The sequence below is a fragment of the Thioalkalivibrio sp. ALgr1 genome (assembly GCF_000378285.1).
Taxonomy (GTDB): Bacteria; Pseudomonadota; Gammaproteobacteria; order Ectothiorhodospirales; family Ectothiorhodospiraceae; genus Thioalkalivibrio.
Genome location: NZ_KB905136.1, coordinates 170,936 through 186,443, shown reverse-complemented (window position 1 = coordinate 186,443; position 15,508 = coordinate 170,936). Strand labels below are relative to the sequence as shown.

Below are 15,508 nucleotides of genomic sequence, written 5' to 3'. Positions count from 1 at the left end.
AGCGAGTTTCAGCGCCGCCGGCCCGAGGGCCCTGGAGCAAGGTCCCCGGGCGGAATCCGGGTGCCCTTCTTTGGGTACTTTCTTGGGCAAGCAAGAAAGTACCTCGGGGCGCGCTGCCGAGTCAGCGCAGGCAGGCGGCCGGACGAAGCCACCGTAAACTCCAGAGGTCGAACCAGGCCCAGCCGGAACGAACGCAGACCGCTTGATAAAGCCTCGCAGCGTGGCTTGGCGTGAAGCGGTTACGAGTCGAGGCGTAGGGAGAAGTCGATGGCGCGGACATGCTTGGTCAAGGCGCCGACCGAGATGTAGTCGACGCCGGTGGCCGCGATCTCGGCGAGGCTGTCCGGCGTGACCCCGCCCGAGGCCTCGGAGATGGCCCGCCCCCGGATGCGCTGAACGGCGGTGGCGAGGTCGTCCCGCGAGAGTTCGTCCAGCATGATCACGTCGGCGCCCGCGGCCAAGGCCTGATTGACCTCGTCCAGGTTCTCGGTTTCCACTTCCACCCAGCGCCCGGCCCCGAGCGCGCGGGCGCGCTCCACGGCGGCCGCGATCGAGCCGCAGGCGGCGATGTGGTTCTCCTTGATCAACACGGCATCCCATAGCCCGAGGCGGTGGTTATAGCCGCCGCCGATGCGCACGGCGTATTTCTGCCCGTGACGCAGGCCCGGCAGTGTCTTGCGAGTATCGAGGATGCGGCTGTGGGCGTCGCCCAGGCGGGCGACCCAACGGGCGGTCTCGGTGGCGGTTCCGGACAATGTTTGCAGCAGGTTGAGCGCGGCACGCTCGGCGGCCAGTACGGCGCGGGCCGGGCCCTCGAGCGTGGCAACGGGCTGTGCGCCCTCGGGTTCCAGCGCGGCGCCCTCGGCTACCTGCCAGTCGATACGGATCTCGGGTGCGAGGCTCGCAAAAACGCGATCGAACCACGCCTGACCACACAGCACGCCGGGTTCTTTCAGCAGCAGAGTGGCGCGGGCGACGCGATCCTCCGGTACCAGTGCCGCGGTGATGTCGCCGGCCAGGGCATTGGGCCCCAGGTCCTCGGCCAGCGCCATCTCGACCTCGCGCACCAGCATGGCCCCGTCTGGCCGTGCCGGGCCCTGGGCGAACGGGTCATGCGGGGCGTGCTGGTGCTCAGCCGTCATGGCGATCGGGCATCGGGCGACCGGAAACATAATCGTCGCGCAGCTTCTTCACCAGCCCGGCCAGCAGGATCAGCGCGATCAGGTTGGGGGCGGCCATCAGGATGTTGGCGATGTCGGAGAAGTTCCAGACCATGCCCAGCGGGATGGTGGCTCCGATGACGATCAGGATCACGAACGCGATGCGATAGGGCATCACCGCACGATCGCCGAACAGGAAGTAGGCCGAGCGGTCGCCATAGTAGGACCAGGCGATCATCGTGGAGAAGGCGAACAGCATCAGGCTGAAGCCGACCACCATCGCGCCGAACGGACCGAGCGTGGTGCTGAACGCGGTGGCGGTCAGCGAGGCGCCGACCACGTCGTCGGCGCGGTCGATGTAGGCGCCGGTGACCACGATCGCCAGGCCGGTCAGGGTACAGACGACGATGGTATCGATGAACGGCTCGAGCATGGCCACCGAGCCTTCGCGCGGCGGATCGCCGTTCTTGGCCGCGGCGTGAGCCATGGCCGAGGAGCCCAGGCCCGCTTCGTTCGAGAACATGCCGCGTGCGACGCCGTACTGGATGGCCAGACCGATCGCGCCGCCGCCGGCCGCCCAGGGGTTCAGCGCCAGGTTCAGGATGGTGGCCACCGCGGCCGGCACGGCCTCGATATTGGCGACGATCACGATGAACGCGCCGATCATGTACACCACGGCCATGAACGGCACGATGGCGGAGGCGATCATCGCAATGCGCTTGACCCCGCCAATGATTACCAGGGCGACGAGCACGGCCATGGTCAGGCCGATGATCAGCGCCATCCAGCCCATGATGTCGTCATCGGCGCGCAGGTTCGGGACCATGAAGGTCAGGCCATCGACTACAGAGTTCGCCTGCACCATGTTGCCGATGCCGAACGAGGCGATCAGGGTGAAGGCGGCGAACAGGATCGCCATCTTCTTCATGTTCAGGCCGTGCAGCAGGGTGAACATCGGGCCACCGGCGATGGTGCCGTCCGGTCCCACTTCGCGGTAGCGCACGGCGAGGGTTGTCTCGGCAAACTTGGTGGCCATGCCGAAGAAGGCGGTTACCCACATCCAGAAGAGGGCCCCGGGGCCGCCGAGGGCAATGGCCGTGGCGACGCCGGCGATATTCCCGGTCCCGATGGTGCCGGACAGGGCCGTGGACAGGGCCTGGAATGGCGAGATTTGGCCAGCGCCCCCGGCACGCCCATCGGTGCCACGCAGCGCGCGCCAGCCCTGGCGGAAGGCGACGACCTGCACCAGTCCCAGGCGGATGGTCAGGTAGAGTCCCGTACCCAGCAGCAGGATCAGCGTGATCGGGTTGCCCCACAGGAGGCTAGCGGTACCACCGAGGAACTGGTCGAGGGTCTCGAGCATTGCGAAGCTCCTTTTGCCGGGCATGCAGGGGGCGCTCCGGGCGAATGTACCGCGCCTTTTCCGCGTTGACGATAGGCAATCTCGAACACCGCAATAGAAAACAGGCGGGAACCGGGTTGAAATCCCGCCTTCTCAACAGCAAAGGGAATGGGTCTCAGGGAATGACTATGACGCAGGATCGACAGGAGCAGATTGACCAGAACACCGAGGATTCGGCCAAGCCCGTTCCGCGGGTTTTTCTGGTCGGATCACTGATCGTACTGGCGGCGTTCATCTGGCTGGTCAGCGTGATCTGGCCGACCCTGGAAGGGCGTATCGCGGACATGAGCACCCTGCAGATCGGTCTGCTGGCGAGCTTTGTTGCCGGTCTGATGACCGCCGTGGGCGCGATTCCGATCTTTTTCCTGCGGCGTATCAGCCAGTCGGTCGAGGACGCGATGATGGGCTTCGGGGCCGGGGTCATGCTCTCGGCCACAGCCTTCGAACTGGTGCTGCCATCGGTGGAGCACGCCGAGGTTCAGTACGGCGGGGTCGGCATGGCGATCCTGGTGCTGTCGGTGGGTATGGCCCTCGGCGGCGGGGCGTTGCTGGCGCTGCACAAGCTGGTCCCGCACGAGCACTTTCACATCGGCCCCCAAAGCGGGGCCGATCCCGCGAAGATCCGGCGGGTGTGGCTGTTCATCTTTGCGATCGCCCTGCACAACCTGCCGGAGGGTCTGGCCGTCGGGGTCGGCTTCGGCGGCGACGATGTCAGCGATGGCATCACCCTGGCGATCGCGATCGGTCTGCAGAACATCCCGGAAGGGCTGGTGGTGGCGATTGCGCTCCTCTCGCTGGGCTACAGCAAGTGGGCGGCATTCGGCGTAACCCTGCTGACCGGCCTGGTGCAGCCGATCGGCGGGTTGATCGGGGCCGGCGCGATCACGCTGATGGAATTCTTGCTGCCCTGGGGCCTGGCCTTCGCCGCGGGGGCGATGCTGTTCGTGATCAGCCACGAAATCATCCCCGAATCGCACCGCAAGGGGCACGAGGCCCAGGCGACCGTCGGCGTGCTGGTCGGCTTCGTCGCGCTCCTGGCGATCGACCTGGCGCTGTAGCGCTGGCGCGGGCTCCGGTACTGTTCTTGCGCGGCGTGTAGTGGCAGCGCCCCTGAGGTTCGGCTTGGGGTGAAGTGGGGCTGCAAGCCCGCCGCCGAAAAGTCGCCGCCAGCCGTCCGGGCTTTCGCGAAGGAGGTATTTGGGTGTACAATTAGTTTCGTCTGCGGGTGCCCGACAATGCCCGCACACCGTTCTGGAAGAGATCTGCGATCGCAAGTCGATTGGCAGACGCCGAAGGCGCAACATCCGCCCGGAATCGCTCAGGCTACCGGACCGGAACGGTGCAGAAGACACACTCTGGAGAGCGGCCGGCGACGGCCCACCGAAGGGGGCGGCCCTGCAGCGAGTAATCGCTGGCACGGCGCAAACTCTCAGGTTTCAGGACAGAGGGGCGGCTGGCAGGTAGACCCTGCTGGCCGCCCTTTTTTTATGCCCCGCGTATACGTAGGGGACGCATCGGGCCGGCAGACGGTCCGTCTCATGAATACGGATGCAAGGCGACAAACGATGAGTCTGAAGAAAACGCCGCTTCACGCCGCGCACCAGCGCGCCGGGGCCAAGCTGGTCGATTTCGCCGGCTGGGAGATGCCGCTGCACTACGGCTCCCAGATGGAGGAGCACAAGATGGTGCGCGCCGGGGCCGGTATGTTCGATGTCTCGCACATGCAGGTCGTCGATATCCACGGCCCGCAGGCGCAGGCCTTTCTGCGCTACCTGCTGGCCAACGACGTCGCCAAGCTGAAGACCGAGGGCCGCGCCCTGTACAGCTGCATGCTGAACGAGTCCGGCGGCGTGATCGACGACCTGATCATCTACTGGACCGGGGGCGACAGCTACCGCGCCGTAGTCAATGCCGCGACCGCCGAGGGCGATATCGCCCACATGCAGCAGGTGGTAAAGGGCTTCGACGCGAACGTCGAGCCGCGCCCGGAGTTCGCGCTGATCGCGATCCAGGGCCCGCAGGCGGTGGAGAAGACGCTGCCGCTGCTGCCGGAAGACCTGCGCTCGGCCGGCGATCTCAAGCCGTTCTCCGCCGTCTGGAACGGCTCCTGGTTCGTTGCCCGCACCGGCTACACCGGCGAGGACGGCTTCGAGGTGATGCTGCCGCAGGCGGAGGCCGACGGCTTCTGGGAACAGCTGAAGGACGCCGGTGTGAACCCGATCGGCCTGGGTGCGCGCGACACGCTGCGCCTGGAGGCCGGCATGAACCTCTACGGCACGGATATGGACGACCAGACCAATCCGCTGACCGCGAATCTCGGCTGGACCATCGCCCTGAAGGACGCCGAGCGCGACTTCATCGGCCGCAAGGCCATCGAACAGTGGAAGGCCGAGGGTGTGCCGGAGCGCATGGTCGGGCTGGTGCTCGAGGGTCGCGGCGTGCTGCGCGGCGGCACCCGTATCGAGACCGCGGCCGGCGACGGCGTGGTGACCTCCGGCAGCTTCTCGCCGAGCCTGGGCGTGTCGGTTGCGTTTGCGCGCATCCCGGCCGCGGTGGACGCCGAGGAACTGCAGGCCGACATCCGCGGGCGCATGCTGCCGGTGCGGGTGGTCAAGCCCGTATTCGTGCGTAACGGCGAGCCACAGATCGAACTGAATCGCTAGCGATTTTATTGCCTCATGCCGCTTGCCACAGACTACACTGCGCAGGCGGGATCCAAACGAAAAAGGAAGACGTCATGAGCGAAGCACCGAAGGATCTGAAGTACACCAAGAGCCACGAGTGGGTGCGCCAGGAGGCTGACGGCAGCGTGACCATCGGCATTACCGATCACGCGCAGGAACTGCTGGGCGATCTGGTGTTCGTGGAGGCCCCGGAGGCGGGCAGCTCGGTCGAGGCCGGTTCCGCCTGCGCGACGGTCGAGTCGGTCAAGGCCGCCTCGGACGTGTACGCCCCGCTGTCCGGCGAGGTGACCGAGGCCAACGAAGAGCTGGCCGACAGCCCCGAGAAGGTCAACGAGTCGCCGTTCGACGAGGGCTGGCTGTTCAAGATGAAGCCCTCCGACGCGAGCCAGCTCGACGCCCTGATGGACGCCGACGCCTACGCCGCGCACGTCGAGGCCGAGTCCTGATCCGACGTTCCCGATGGGTCGGTTCCTGACGGAGCCGGCCTGGCTGGAGCGATAAGGCGCCCCGGGCATCCGGCCCGGGGCCCGATCCGAACTTCGCAGTAGCGAAAGCGAGTACGACATGCCCTTTATCCCGCATACCGAAGAAGACATCCGCTCGATGCTCGACCGCATCGGCGCCGATTCCATCGAGGATCTGTTCGACGAGATCCCGAAAGAACTGCGCGCACCGGCGCTCGAAAAGGTCCCCGAGGGACTGAACGAGATGGCGATCTCGCGTCTGATGCAGGAGCGTGCGGCGCGGGACGGCATGGCGTCCAATTTCATCGGCGCCGGGGCCTACGAGCACCATATCCCGGCGGCCGTGTGGCAGATCGCCACGCGTGGCGAGTTCTACAGTGCCTACACGCCGTACCAGGCGGAGGCCAGCCAGGGTACGCTGCAGCTGATCTACGAATACCAGACGATGATCAGCCGCCTGACCGGTATGGAGGCCTCCAACGCCTCGCTGTACGACGGCGCCTCCGCGCTGGCCGAGGCCGTGCTGATGGCCGTGCGCGTGAACCGCCGCTCGAAGAGCAAGAAGATCCTCGTGCCAGGCGCGCTGCATCCGGATTATCGCCGCGTGATCCACACCCTGATCGGTAACCAGGGCATCGAGCTGGTCGAGATCCCGTTCGACGAGACCTCTGGCCAGACGCCGGTCGAGGCGCTGGCGCCGTTCGCGGACGACGACGTGACCGCGATGATCATCAGCCAGCCGAACTTCTTCGGCATCCTGGAAGATGTCGACGCGCTCACCGGCTGGGCCGAGCAGCGCGAGGTCCCGGTGATCGCCGTGGTCAACCCGGTCTCGCTGGCGCTGCTGAAGCCGCCGGGCGAGTGGGGCGAGAATGGTGTGGACATCGTGGTGGGCGAGGGCCAGCCGCTGGGTGCCCCGCTGTCCTCCGGCGGGCCGTACTTCGGCTTCATGACTACGCGCAAGAAGCACATCCGGCAGATGCCGGGGCGTATCGTCGGCCGCGCCGAGGATGCCGACGGCAAGCCGGGCTACGTGCTGACACTGCAGGCCCGCGAGCAGCACATCCGCCGCTCCAAGGCGACCTCGAACATCTGCACCAACCAGGGCCTGGTGGTCACCGCCGCGACCATCCACATGTCCATGCTGGGTGACGAGGGCCTGACCCGCGTGGCCGAGGCCTGCTACGCCAACACCCACGCGCTGGTGGAGAAGCTCGCGGCCAAGGGCATCAAGCCGCGCTTTACCGGCGAGTACTTCCACGAGGTCGCGCTGGACTTCGGCGGGGACGCGGCGGACCGCGTGCAGGCGATGGCCGACGCCGGCGTGCTGGCCGGATACCAGCTGGGCCGCGACTACGCCCAGCTCGACGGCTGCGTGCTGGCCTGCGCGACCGAGACCAAGACGGATGCCGATCTCGAGCAGTATGTGACGACCTGCGAGCAGGCGAAGGCCGCCTGACGCAGGCCGCACCCGACGCGCCATACACCACAAGCCTGAGGAGGCACGCCATGGCCGAAGTCAAACTGAAGGGTAATCCGATCCATACCAACGGCGATCTGCCGCACGTCGGCTCGCCGGCCCCGGATTTCAAGCTGACGACCAAGGACCTCGAGGACGTCTCGCTCGCCCACTTTGGCGACAAGCGCAAGCTGATCTCGATCGTGCCCAGTCTGGACACCCCGGTCTGTGCCGAGTCCACCAAGAAGTTCGAGGACATGGTCAAGCAGCGCCCGGATCTGGAGATCCTGGTGGTCTCCGCCGACCTGCCGTTCGCAATGGGCCGCTTCTGCGCCGCCGAGAACCTCGAGCGTGTGACCGTGCTGTCGATGATGCGCGATCGCAACTTCGCCAAGGACTACGGCGTGCTGATCCAGGACGGCCCGCTGGAGGGCATCACCGCCCGCGGCGTCGTGCTGCTGGACACCGACAATCTGGTGATGCACGCGGAGCTCGTTTCCGAGATCGGCGACGAGCCGGACTACGACGCCATCTTCAAGGGCCTGGATGACCGGGCCGATTTGAGCCCGACGCAATAAAACACGGGCCATTGGCGGCCGGGCCTCCTGGCCCGGCCGCCTCCAACGAATTCCTGAAGCGAGAAACCGCTATGAACACCACGGAAAACCATCTGATCTTCGAACGTTCGCGTGCCGGTCGCTCGGCCGTGGCGCAGGCGCCTCGTGCGCATGCCACGACTGCCATCCCCGCGAACCTGCAGCGCAAATCGGCCCCCGGCCTGCCTGCGGCCTCGGAGCTGGATGTGGTGCGTCACTACACGCGGTTGTCGCAAAAGAACTTCTCCATCGACACCGAGTTCTACCCGCTGGGCTCGTGCACGATGAAGTACAACCCGCGCGCCTGTAACAGCCTGGCCATGCTGCCCGGCTTCCTGAACCGGCACCCGCATGCCCCGGCCAGCCACAGCCAGGGCTTCCTGCACACCATGTTCGAGCTGCAGGAGATGCTGAAGGACGTGACCGGCATGAAGGCCGTTTCGCTGGCCCCGATGGCCGGCGCGCAGGGCGAGTTCACCGGCGTGGCGATGATCCGCGCCTATCACGATGCGCGCGGCGACAGCGACCGCCGCGAGATCATCGTTCCGGATGCCGCACACGGCACCAATCCGGCCACGGCGATCATGTGCGGCTACGAGGTGCGCGAGATCCCGACGGACGCCATGGGAGACGTCGACCTGGAGGCACTGAAAGAGGCCGTGGGCCCGCAGACCGCCGGGATCATGCTGACCAACCCGTCTACCGTGGGCGTGTTCGAGCGCCGCATCTCCGAGATCGCGAAGATCGTGCACGACGCCGGCGGCCTGCTGTACTACGACGGCGCCAACCTGAACGCGATCCTAGGCAAGGTGCGTCCGGGCGACATGGGCTTCGACGTGATCCACATGAACCTGCACAAGACTTTCTCCACGCCGCACGGCGGGGGTGGCCCGGGTTCCGGTGCTGTGGGCGTTGGCGAGCGCCTGCTGCCGTACATGCCGGTGCCGCACGTGGTCGAGGACGGCGAGGGCGGTTACCGTTTCGCCACAGAGACGGACTACCCCGAGACCATCGGCCGGCTGTCCGCGTTTGCCGGCAACGCCGGCGTGCTGCTGCGCGCCTATGTCTACATGCGCATGCTGGGCCGCGAGGGCATGCAGCGCGTGTCCGAGTTCGCCACGCTGAACGCCAACTACCTGGCGCGCGAACTGGAAAGCGCCGGCTTCGACCTGGCCTATCCCGAGCGCCGTGCGACGCACGAGTTCATCGTCACGCTGAAGAAGCAGGCGAAGGAACTGGGTCTGACGGCCGGCGACGTCGCCAAGCGCCTGCTGGACCACGGCTACCACGCGCCGACCACCTACTTCCCGTTGCTGGTGCCGGAGTGCCTGCTGGTCGAGCCGACCGAGACCGAGTCGAAGGAGACGCTGGACGGCTTCGTCGAGGCGATGGTTGCGATTCTGGAAGAGGCCGGCCGCGACATCGACACCATCAAGGCGTCGCCGCACAACCTGCCCAACCGCCGCTTCAACGAGGTGGCCGCGGCCAAGGCGCTGGACGTGGTGTACCAGGAGCCGAGTACGGATGAAGGCGAGCCGGCCCCGCGTACGGGAACCAGCGGTTAATCCGGTCACGTTCGGTTGTGCTGTCAGGGCCCCCGGTTTCCCGGGGGCTTTTTTTTGCGTGCTGTACTTCTCGATTCTTGCGGGGGTATACGAAAAATTCCGACCCCTGTGGTAGGGTTTAGACCGACTATAAGGATTCATTAACGGGTCCGTGGATACTCCCGCCAGGGGGAGGAAAGGCCAGGCAGGCCTTTTCGAGACGGGCAAGGACTAGGAATGACGGAGATTTGTGCGGCCCACGGCTACGCCGCGCTGTTCGAGCATGCCCCGGTTGGGCTGGCCGAGATGGACACGGAGGGGCGCATCCTGCGCGCGAACCCGCGTCTGGGGGAGATGCTGGCCTGCGACCCTGGGGATCTGGTCGGGGGATGGTTGCGCGAGCGCCTGCTCCCCGAGGATGTCGAGCCCTGCGAGGCGCGGCGCCGTGGTCTGCTTGACGGTGGCTGCCCCAACTGCCAGGTCGAGGTTCGCCTGGTGGACGCCACAGGCCTTGCCCGCTGGGTCGAGATCAGTATCAGCCGTATCCCCGCGACGATTGATAGCCCGGAGGCGCTACTGGCGGCTGTTGCCGATATCGATACGCGCAAGCAGGCCGAGCAGCGTATGGACAGCCTGCTGCATGCCAGCCCCGCGGTGATCTACACCATGGATCCGCACAACCTCGGCACCATGACCTGGCTCAGCCGCAACTCGGTCTCGGTGACCGGTTGGGCCCCGGAGCAGATCAGCTCGAACCCGGACTGGCTGACAACCCACATCGCCCCGGAGGACTATGGCCGCTGCGTCAGCCAGGTGCGGCGCTGGCTGTCCGACGGGGCCCAAGGGTTCTGCCGCCTGAACTACCGCCAGCGGATGCCCAACGGCCACTGGCAGTGGCTGGAGGACCAGATCACCGCCATTCGTGATGCAACCGGTGCGGTGACCGAACTGGTGGGTGCTTTTCAGGATATCGGCGCGCGCGTCGAGACCGAGCGCCACCTGGAAAAGATCGCCCGCAACCTGCCCGGCGTGATTTACCAGTACCGCCAGCACCCCGACGGGCGTGGCTGCTACCCATACGCTAGCGAGGGGATGACCGATATATTCGGGATTGCACCCGAGGAGGCGATGCGCGATGCCGCGGCGGTGTTCCGCGTGATCCACCCGGAGGACGTGGAACGCATCCGCGCGAGCATCGAAGCGTCGATGCGATCGCTGGAACCCTGGTTGCAGCGCTATCGCGTGATGAGTCCCGAACGCGGCGAGACCTGGCTGGAGGGCCACGCGAGTCCGGAGGCTCTGGACGACGGGAGTGTGCTCTGGCACGGCGTGATCCTGGACATCACGCAGCGGGTGCGCGCCGAGCATGCTCTGCACCGAAGTGAGCAGGAACTGGCCCTGGCACAAAGCATCGCGCATGTCGGCAACTGGATCAGTGATTTCCAGAAGCACGAGATTCGCTGGTCGGATGAGGTCTATCGCATCTTCGGGATGGAACGATCCCGCTGGGAGGGCACGCATGGGGCGTTCATGCAGGCGGTCCACCCGGGGGACCGTGAACGCGTACAGGCGGCGGTAGACCGAGCCCTGGCTGGTCTGGAGCAGTTCGATGTGACCCACCGCATCCTGCGGCCGGACGGTACAGAGCGCGTGGTGCGCGAGCTAGCCTCCGTGGAGCTCAGCCCCTGCGGCACGCCCGCGCGCATGGTCGGCACGGTGCAGGATATTACCGAGCAGTATCACCTCGAACAGGAGCAGCGTCTGCTGGCCGCGACCTTCGAGTCCAGCCAGGCCATCTTCATCACGGACGTTGAGGGCACCATCCAGCGTGTGAACGCAACGTTCACGCAGCTCACAGGATATACCGAAGAGGAGGCCGTGGGGGCAAATCCGCGCATCCTGAATTCCGGGCGCCAGGATCGCGACTTCTACCAGGAGATGTTCCGCACGGTGCGTGAGACGGGCCACTGGCAGGGCGAGATCTGGAATCGCCGCAAGAATGGCGAGATCTTCCCCCTGCACGAGGTCGTTACCGCGATCCACGACGATCAGGGCGAGATCGAGTACTACATCGCGATGTTCCACGACATCACGCGGCAGAAAGAACTCGAGGCCGCCCTGGAGCACCAGGCTTTCTACGACCCGCTGACCGATGCCGCCAACCGTGGCTACTTCGAGACGCTCCTGGATCAGGAGGCGCGCCGTGCGCAGCGTTACGCGCATCCCTGCTCGCTACTGCTGCTGGATATCGACCACTTCAAGCGTATCAACGATACGTTCGGCCACGAGGTGGGCGACGAGGTCCTGCGCTTCCTGGTGCATGCCCTGAAGGGTCGTCTGCGCGAGGCGGATGTACTGGGACGCTGGGGTGGCGAGGAGTTTGTGGTCCTGCTGCCCGGAACGGACGCGGAGCGTGGCCAGCATGTGGCCGAACAGCTGCGCGAGCAGGTCACTGCTACGGCATTCCCCTGTGTGGGCCTTGTGACGATTAGTCTGGGGGTTGCGGAGTGCCGCCCCGGTGAGTCGATCAGGGACTGGGTGAAGCGAGCGGACGAGGCCATGTACGTGGCCAAGAAGGGCGGGCGCAATCGGGTCGTGCGGCTGGATGATTGACTACTTCATTGGACCCCGGGCTCTGGGCAGAGTGAGCTGAATGGCGAGCACCGAAGGCGCCGACCCCATTCAATGCGAGCACATTGCAGTAGGCCTGGCCCGCCTCGACGCAGCCGGTGCCATCTGCACGGTCAATGCCCGCCTGGCTGAGTGGCTCGAGTGCTCGCCGGCTGATCTGCAGGGCAGTGCACTGGTGGACTGCATCGCGCCCGAACAGCGGCCATCGCTGGCGGACGCGTTGCAGCGTTCGGCCACATCCGAGGTGACCCTGAGCGTGGACATGCTCGCGCCGGCTGCACCGGAAGGGGCCTCGCTCTCCTGTACGTTGACGCTGGTGCCGGATGACGATGGGCGCGTCGTGACCGTTCAGCGCAGGCCCGGGGGCGATTCTGCAGCCCAGGTCTACGAGCAGACGTTTACCGCCAATACCGCACCGAAGCTGCTGATCAACCCGGCGGATGGCCGGATTGTCGATGCCAACCCCGCCGCGGTGAGCTTCTACGGCTATTCGGCCGACACCCTCAAGGGCATGTATATCCACGACATCAACACGCTGTCGGCGGAAGACGTGCGGGTCGAGATGCAACGTGCGAAGAACGAGGAACGCCGTTTCTTCCGGTTTCGCCACCGTATCCACGGCGGCGAGATTCGGGAGGTGGAGGTGTACTCCGGCCCGGTGGTCCTGGATGGAACCACGTACCTGTACTCGATTATTCACGATGTATCCGAGGCCCGGCGCTACGAGCGCGAACTCGAGTTTTATGGGGGCGTGTTCCGACGCCTTCCGGTGGGGGTCTATCGCAACACGCCCGGGCCGGAAGGCCGCTTTGTCTGGCTCAATCCGGCTATGGTGGCGCTGTTTGAGGCCGAGTCCGAGGCGCAGCTGCGCGCGACGCCAGTGCAAGTTCTGTATCGCGATCCGGATGCCCGCGAGGCATTCAGTCGCGATCTGGAGATGCACGGCCGCGTGGTCGGTCGCGAACTCGACCTGCAGACGCTGCGCGGTCGGGCCTTTCGGGCGCGCGTGACCGCGTATCGCACCCAGGACGAGGATGGACAACCGGTCTTCGATGGCGTGATCGAGGACGTCACCGAGGTGCGCGCGGCCGAGGCCTTTCAGAATCGCTTGCTGGCCAGCCTGGCGGAAGGCGTATTCGGCCTGGATCGTTACGGCCGCTACACCTTTCTCAACCCGGCGGCCTGCCGTCTGCTGGGGTTCAAAAGCGAGGCGGAGGCACTCGGGCGCGATGCCCACTCGACCAACCATCACTCACTGGTGGGTGGGGAGCCCTATCCCAAAGAAGCCTGCCCGATTCTTCGGGTCCTGGAGACGGGCCAGTCGGATGAACCGTGGGACGACTCTTTTGTGCGGGCCGACGGCTCCCATTTTCCGGTGAGCGTCTTTGCGGCGCCAACATTTGATGTGGCCGGTCGGGTCGATGGTGTGGTGGTGTCGTTCCAGGACCAGACGGCCCGGGCGGAAAGGGAAGTACAGCTGAACAAGGCCACCGCCCATTTGCCCGGGGCGATCTACCAGTACCACCTGTATCCGGATGGGCGGCAGGCGTTCACGTTCGTCAGTGATGGGGTGCGGCGCGTGTTCGGGCTCAGCCCGGGGCTGGTTCAGGACAGCGCGGACGCGGCCTTTGCAACGGTACACGCGGATGACCTGCCTCGCATCCAGGCCAGCATGGAGGATTCGGCGCGGTCCTTGGAGCCCTGGCGTGCTCGCTTCCGAGTTCGCCACCCGCTGCGCGGGACGATCTGGGTCGAGGGCCGTTCGACGCCCGAGGCGCGCGCCGGTGGCGTTATCGTCTGGCACGGCGTCATGATCGACATTACCGAACAGGTGGCGATGGAAGATGCCCTGCGCGAGCGTGGCGAGGAGCTGGCCGCTGCACAGCGCATTGCACACATGGGCAGCTGGGTCTGGGATATCCGTGAGGATCGCACCCGCTGGTCGGACGAGGTCTATCGCATCTTCGGCCTCAGGCGGGGTGAGCAGGAAGCCAACTACGCGGGGTTTCTGCAGGCCGTGCATCCCGAGGACCGGCGCGAGGTGGCAAAGACAGTCGAGGCGGCACTGGAGAGCGGCGAATACGATATTCACTTTCGGGCCCTGCGCCCCGATGGACAGGAACGAGTGGTCCATGTACGCGGTGCGGTCGAGTGCGACGACAACGGCAAGCCACGCCGGTTGATGGGGACCGTGCAGGACGTGACCGAGCGGCGCGCCCTGGAGGAAAACCAGCGCCGCCTCGTGGGGATCCTGGAACATACGCCCGACGTGGTCGCGATGCACGGGCCATCTGGCGACATGAAATTCCTGAACTCTGCTGGTCGCCGCTTGTTTGGTCTGCCGCCCATGACGGGCGAACCGTGGACGCCCGAAAACGGCTGGAACACCTGGGGGCTGCCGCCCGAAACCCGCTCGATCGAGAGTGCCGTCCAGCGGTTCCAGCCACCGTGGGCGGCCGAGCGCATCCTGAAAGAGGCCGCTCCGATTGCGATGCGCGACGGGGTCTGGGAAGGCGAGACGGCGATACTGGACGGACAGGGCAGGGAGATCCCGGCTTCACAGGTGATTATTGTTCGCCGCGACGACCAGGGCGAGATCCGGCAGGTCTCGACCATCCTGCGCGACCTCTCGCAGCGCAAGGCGGTGGAGGAGGCCCTGCGCGAGAGCGAGGCACGCTTCCGCCAGCTGGCGGGCAGCGTGAACGAGGTGTTCTGGCTACAGGACGAAGACGGGATCCTGTACGTGAATCCGGCCTTCGAGCGGATCTGGGGGCAAAGCCGGGATCTCCTCTATCGCGATCCGCGTTCGATGCTGGAGGCCGTGCACCCGGAAGACCGCGAGCGCGTGGAACGACGCTTCCTGGACAACCCTTTGAGCGCGGCGCATGTGGAAGACAACTTCCGCCTGCGTCGTGCGGACGGTAGCGAACGCTGGCTACACGTGCATCGTTACCAGGTGCTGGACGAGGACGGGCGAGTGAGCCGAGTGGCGGGAACCGCGGTGGATATCACCGACCTCAAGCAGGTGGAGCTGGAACTACAGCGCGCCAATGCGGAGCTGAAGCGTCAGGCCTATTACGATCGCCTGACCGGTGTGGCCAACCGCCACTACTTCGAAACGCTGCTCAATCGCGAGTTGGCGCGTGCCGACCGCTACGGGGCGCCTTTTGCCCTGGTGATGCTCGATCTCGATCACTTCAAGCGGGTCAACGACACCTTTGGCCACGCGGCGGGGGATGTCGTGCTGCAGGAGGTGACTCGCGTGATCGCGGAACGTCTGCGCGATGCCGACGTTCTCGGGCGCTGGGGCGGCGAGGAGTTCATGGTCCTGCTGCCGGGTGCTCAAGAGGCGGATGCCGCGCGGGTCGCGGAGACCATGCGGGCGCGGGTGGAGGGGCATGATTTCCCGGAGGCCGGCCGGGTCACGATCAGCCTCGGTGTGGCGGCCTTCTGCGCGGGCGAGCCACGTACAGGGTTGTTGCGTCGGGTCGACGAGGCGCTGTATCGCGCCAAGGGCGAGGGCCGCAACCGTGTAGCCGTGGCCGCCTCGGCCGAAGCGATTGGATGA

Annotated in this window: 10 protein-coding genes and 2 riboswitches; of the genes, 8 read left to right on the top strand and 2 right to left on the bottom strand. The window is 66.0% G+C overall.

Translation table 11 applies throughout. From position 1 onward, the window contains the following. Nucleotides 1–239: 239 nt before the first annotated feature. Nucleotides 240–1,142, bottom strand: coding sequence for a carboxylating nicotinate-nucleotide diphosphorylase (nadC, locus tag F466_RS0111820; RefSeq protein ID WP_018994204.1), 903 nt, complete (start codon nt 1,140–1,142; stop codon nt 240–242). After that, nucleotides 1,132–2,523 (bottom strand): sodium:alanine symporter family protein, encoded by a 1,392-nt coding sequence (locus F466_RS0111815; RefSeq protein WP_018994203.1) that lies wholly within the window; start codon nt 2,521–2,523, stop codon nt 1,132–1,134. The genes nadC and F466_RS0111815 overlap by 11 nt, the downstream gene beginning before the upstream one ends. Before the next feature lie 167 nt (nt 2,524–2,690). On the opposite strand from F466_RS0111815, the gene F466_RS0111810 reads away from it, so the two are divergent. The 8 genes from F466_RS0111810 to F466_RS0111775 all read left to right on the top strand — a co-directional run bounded on the left by F466_RS0111810 (nt 2,691) and on the right by F466_RS0111775 (nt 15,508). Continuing rightward, nucleotides 2,691–3,620 (top strand): ZIP family metal transporter, encoded by a 930-nt coding sequence (locus tag F466_RS0111810; RefSeq protein ID WP_018994202.1) that lies wholly within the window; start codon nt 2,691–2,693, stop codon nt 3,618–3,620. Between the two features lie 184 nt (nt 3,621–3,804). Next, a riboswitch (glycine riboswitch) is annotated at nt 3,805–3,906 on the top strand. Nucleotide 3,907: 1 nt separating this feature from the next. Further along, nucleotides 3,908–4,017, top strand: a riboswitch (glycine riboswitch). A gap of 110 nt (nt 4,018–4,127) precedes the next feature. Then, the gene (gene gcvT, locus F466_RS0111805) at nt 4,128–5,225 is read left to right on the top strand and encodes a glycine cleavage system aminomethyltransferase GcvT (protein WP_018174795.1); all 1,098 of its coding nucleotides are present in this window, start codon (nt 4,128–4,130) and stop codon (nt 5,223–5,225) included. 74 nt (nt 5,226–5,299) lie between these two features. Further along, nucleotides 5,300–5,692 (top strand): glycine cleavage system protein GcvH, encoded by a 393-nt coding sequence (gcvH, locus tag F466_RS0111800; RefSeq protein WP_012983086.1) that lies wholly within the window; start codon nt 5,300–5,302, stop codon nt 5,690–5,692. Nucleotides 5,693–5,810: 118 nt separating this feature from the next. Then, nucleotides 5,811–7,169 carry an aminomethyl-transferring glycine dehydrogenase subunit GcvPA gene (gene gcvPA / locus F466_RS0111795; protein ID WP_018174796.1) on the top strand — a complete coding sequence of 453 codons (1,359 nt, stop codon included), beginning with the start codon at nt 5,811–5,813 and terminating at the stop codon, nt 7,167–7,169. Nucleotides 7,170–7,219: 50 nt separating this feature from the next. Further along, complete coding sequence (gene tpx, locus F466_RS0111790; RefSeq protein ID WP_018137939.1) at nt 7,220–7,747, top strand: thiol peroxidase; 528 nt, start codon at nt 7,220–7,222, stop codon at nt 7,745–7,747. Nucleotides 7,748–7,818: 71 nt separating this feature from the next. Continuing rightward, entirely contained in the window at nt 7,819–9,330 is a 1,512-nt protein-coding gene (gene gcvPB, locus F466_RS0111785; RefSeq protein WP_018137938.1) for an aminomethyl-transferring glycine dehydrogenase subunit GcvPB, read from the top strand. A gap of 216 nt (nt 9,331–9,546) precedes the next feature. After that, on the top strand, nt 9,547–11,922 hold the full coding sequence (locus F466_RS0111780; protein WP_018648978.1) for a PAS domain S-box protein: 2,376 nt from the start codon (nt 9,547–9,549) through the stop codon (nt 11,920–11,922). Nucleotides 11,923–11,962: 40 nt separating this feature from the next. Further along, nucleotides 11,963–15,508 (top strand): PAS domain S-box protein, encoded by a 3,546-nt coding sequence (locus F466_RS0111775; RefSeq protein WP_018174798.1) that lies wholly within the window; start codon nt 11,963–11,965, stop codon nt 15,506–15,508.

Coding starts and splice junctions, on each gene's coding strand:
- gcvPA (WP_018174796.1), top strand. CDS start 5,811: ATGCCCTTTATCCCGCATACCGAAGAAGACATCCGCTCGATGCTCGAC.
- gcvPB (WP_018137938.1), top strand. CDS start 7,819: ATGAACACCACGGAAAACCATCTGATCTTCGAACGTTCGCGTGCCGGT.
- gcvT (WP_018174795.1), top strand. CDS start 4,128: ATGAGTCTGAAGAAAACGCCGCTTCACGCCGCGCACCAGCGCGCCGGG.
- gcvH (WP_012983086.1), top strand. CDS start 5,300: ATGAGCGAAGCACCGAAGGATCTGAAGTACACCAAGAGCCACGAGTGG.
- nadC (WP_018994204.1), bottom strand. CDS start 1,142: ATGACGGCTGAGCACCAGCACGCCCCGCATGACCCGTTCGCCCAGGGC.
- F466_RS0111780 (WP_018648978.1), top strand. CDS start 9,547: ATGACGGAGATTTGTGCGGCCCACGGCTACGCCGCGCTGTTCGAGCAT.
- F466_RS0111815 (WP_018994203.1), bottom strand. CDS start 2,523: ATGCTCGAGACCCTCGACCAGTTCCTCGGTGGTACCGCTAGCCTCCTG.
- tpx (WP_018137939.1), top strand. CDS start 7,220: ATGGCCGAAGTCAAACTGAAGGGTAATCCGATCCATACCAACGGCGAT.
- F466_RS0111775 (WP_018174798.1), top strand. CDS start 11,963: ATGGCGAGCACCGAAGGCGCCGACCCCATTCAATGCGAGCACATTGCA.
- F466_RS0111810 (WP_018994202.1), top strand. CDS start 2,691: ATGACGCAGGATCGACAGGAGCAGATTGACCAGAACACCGAGGATTCG.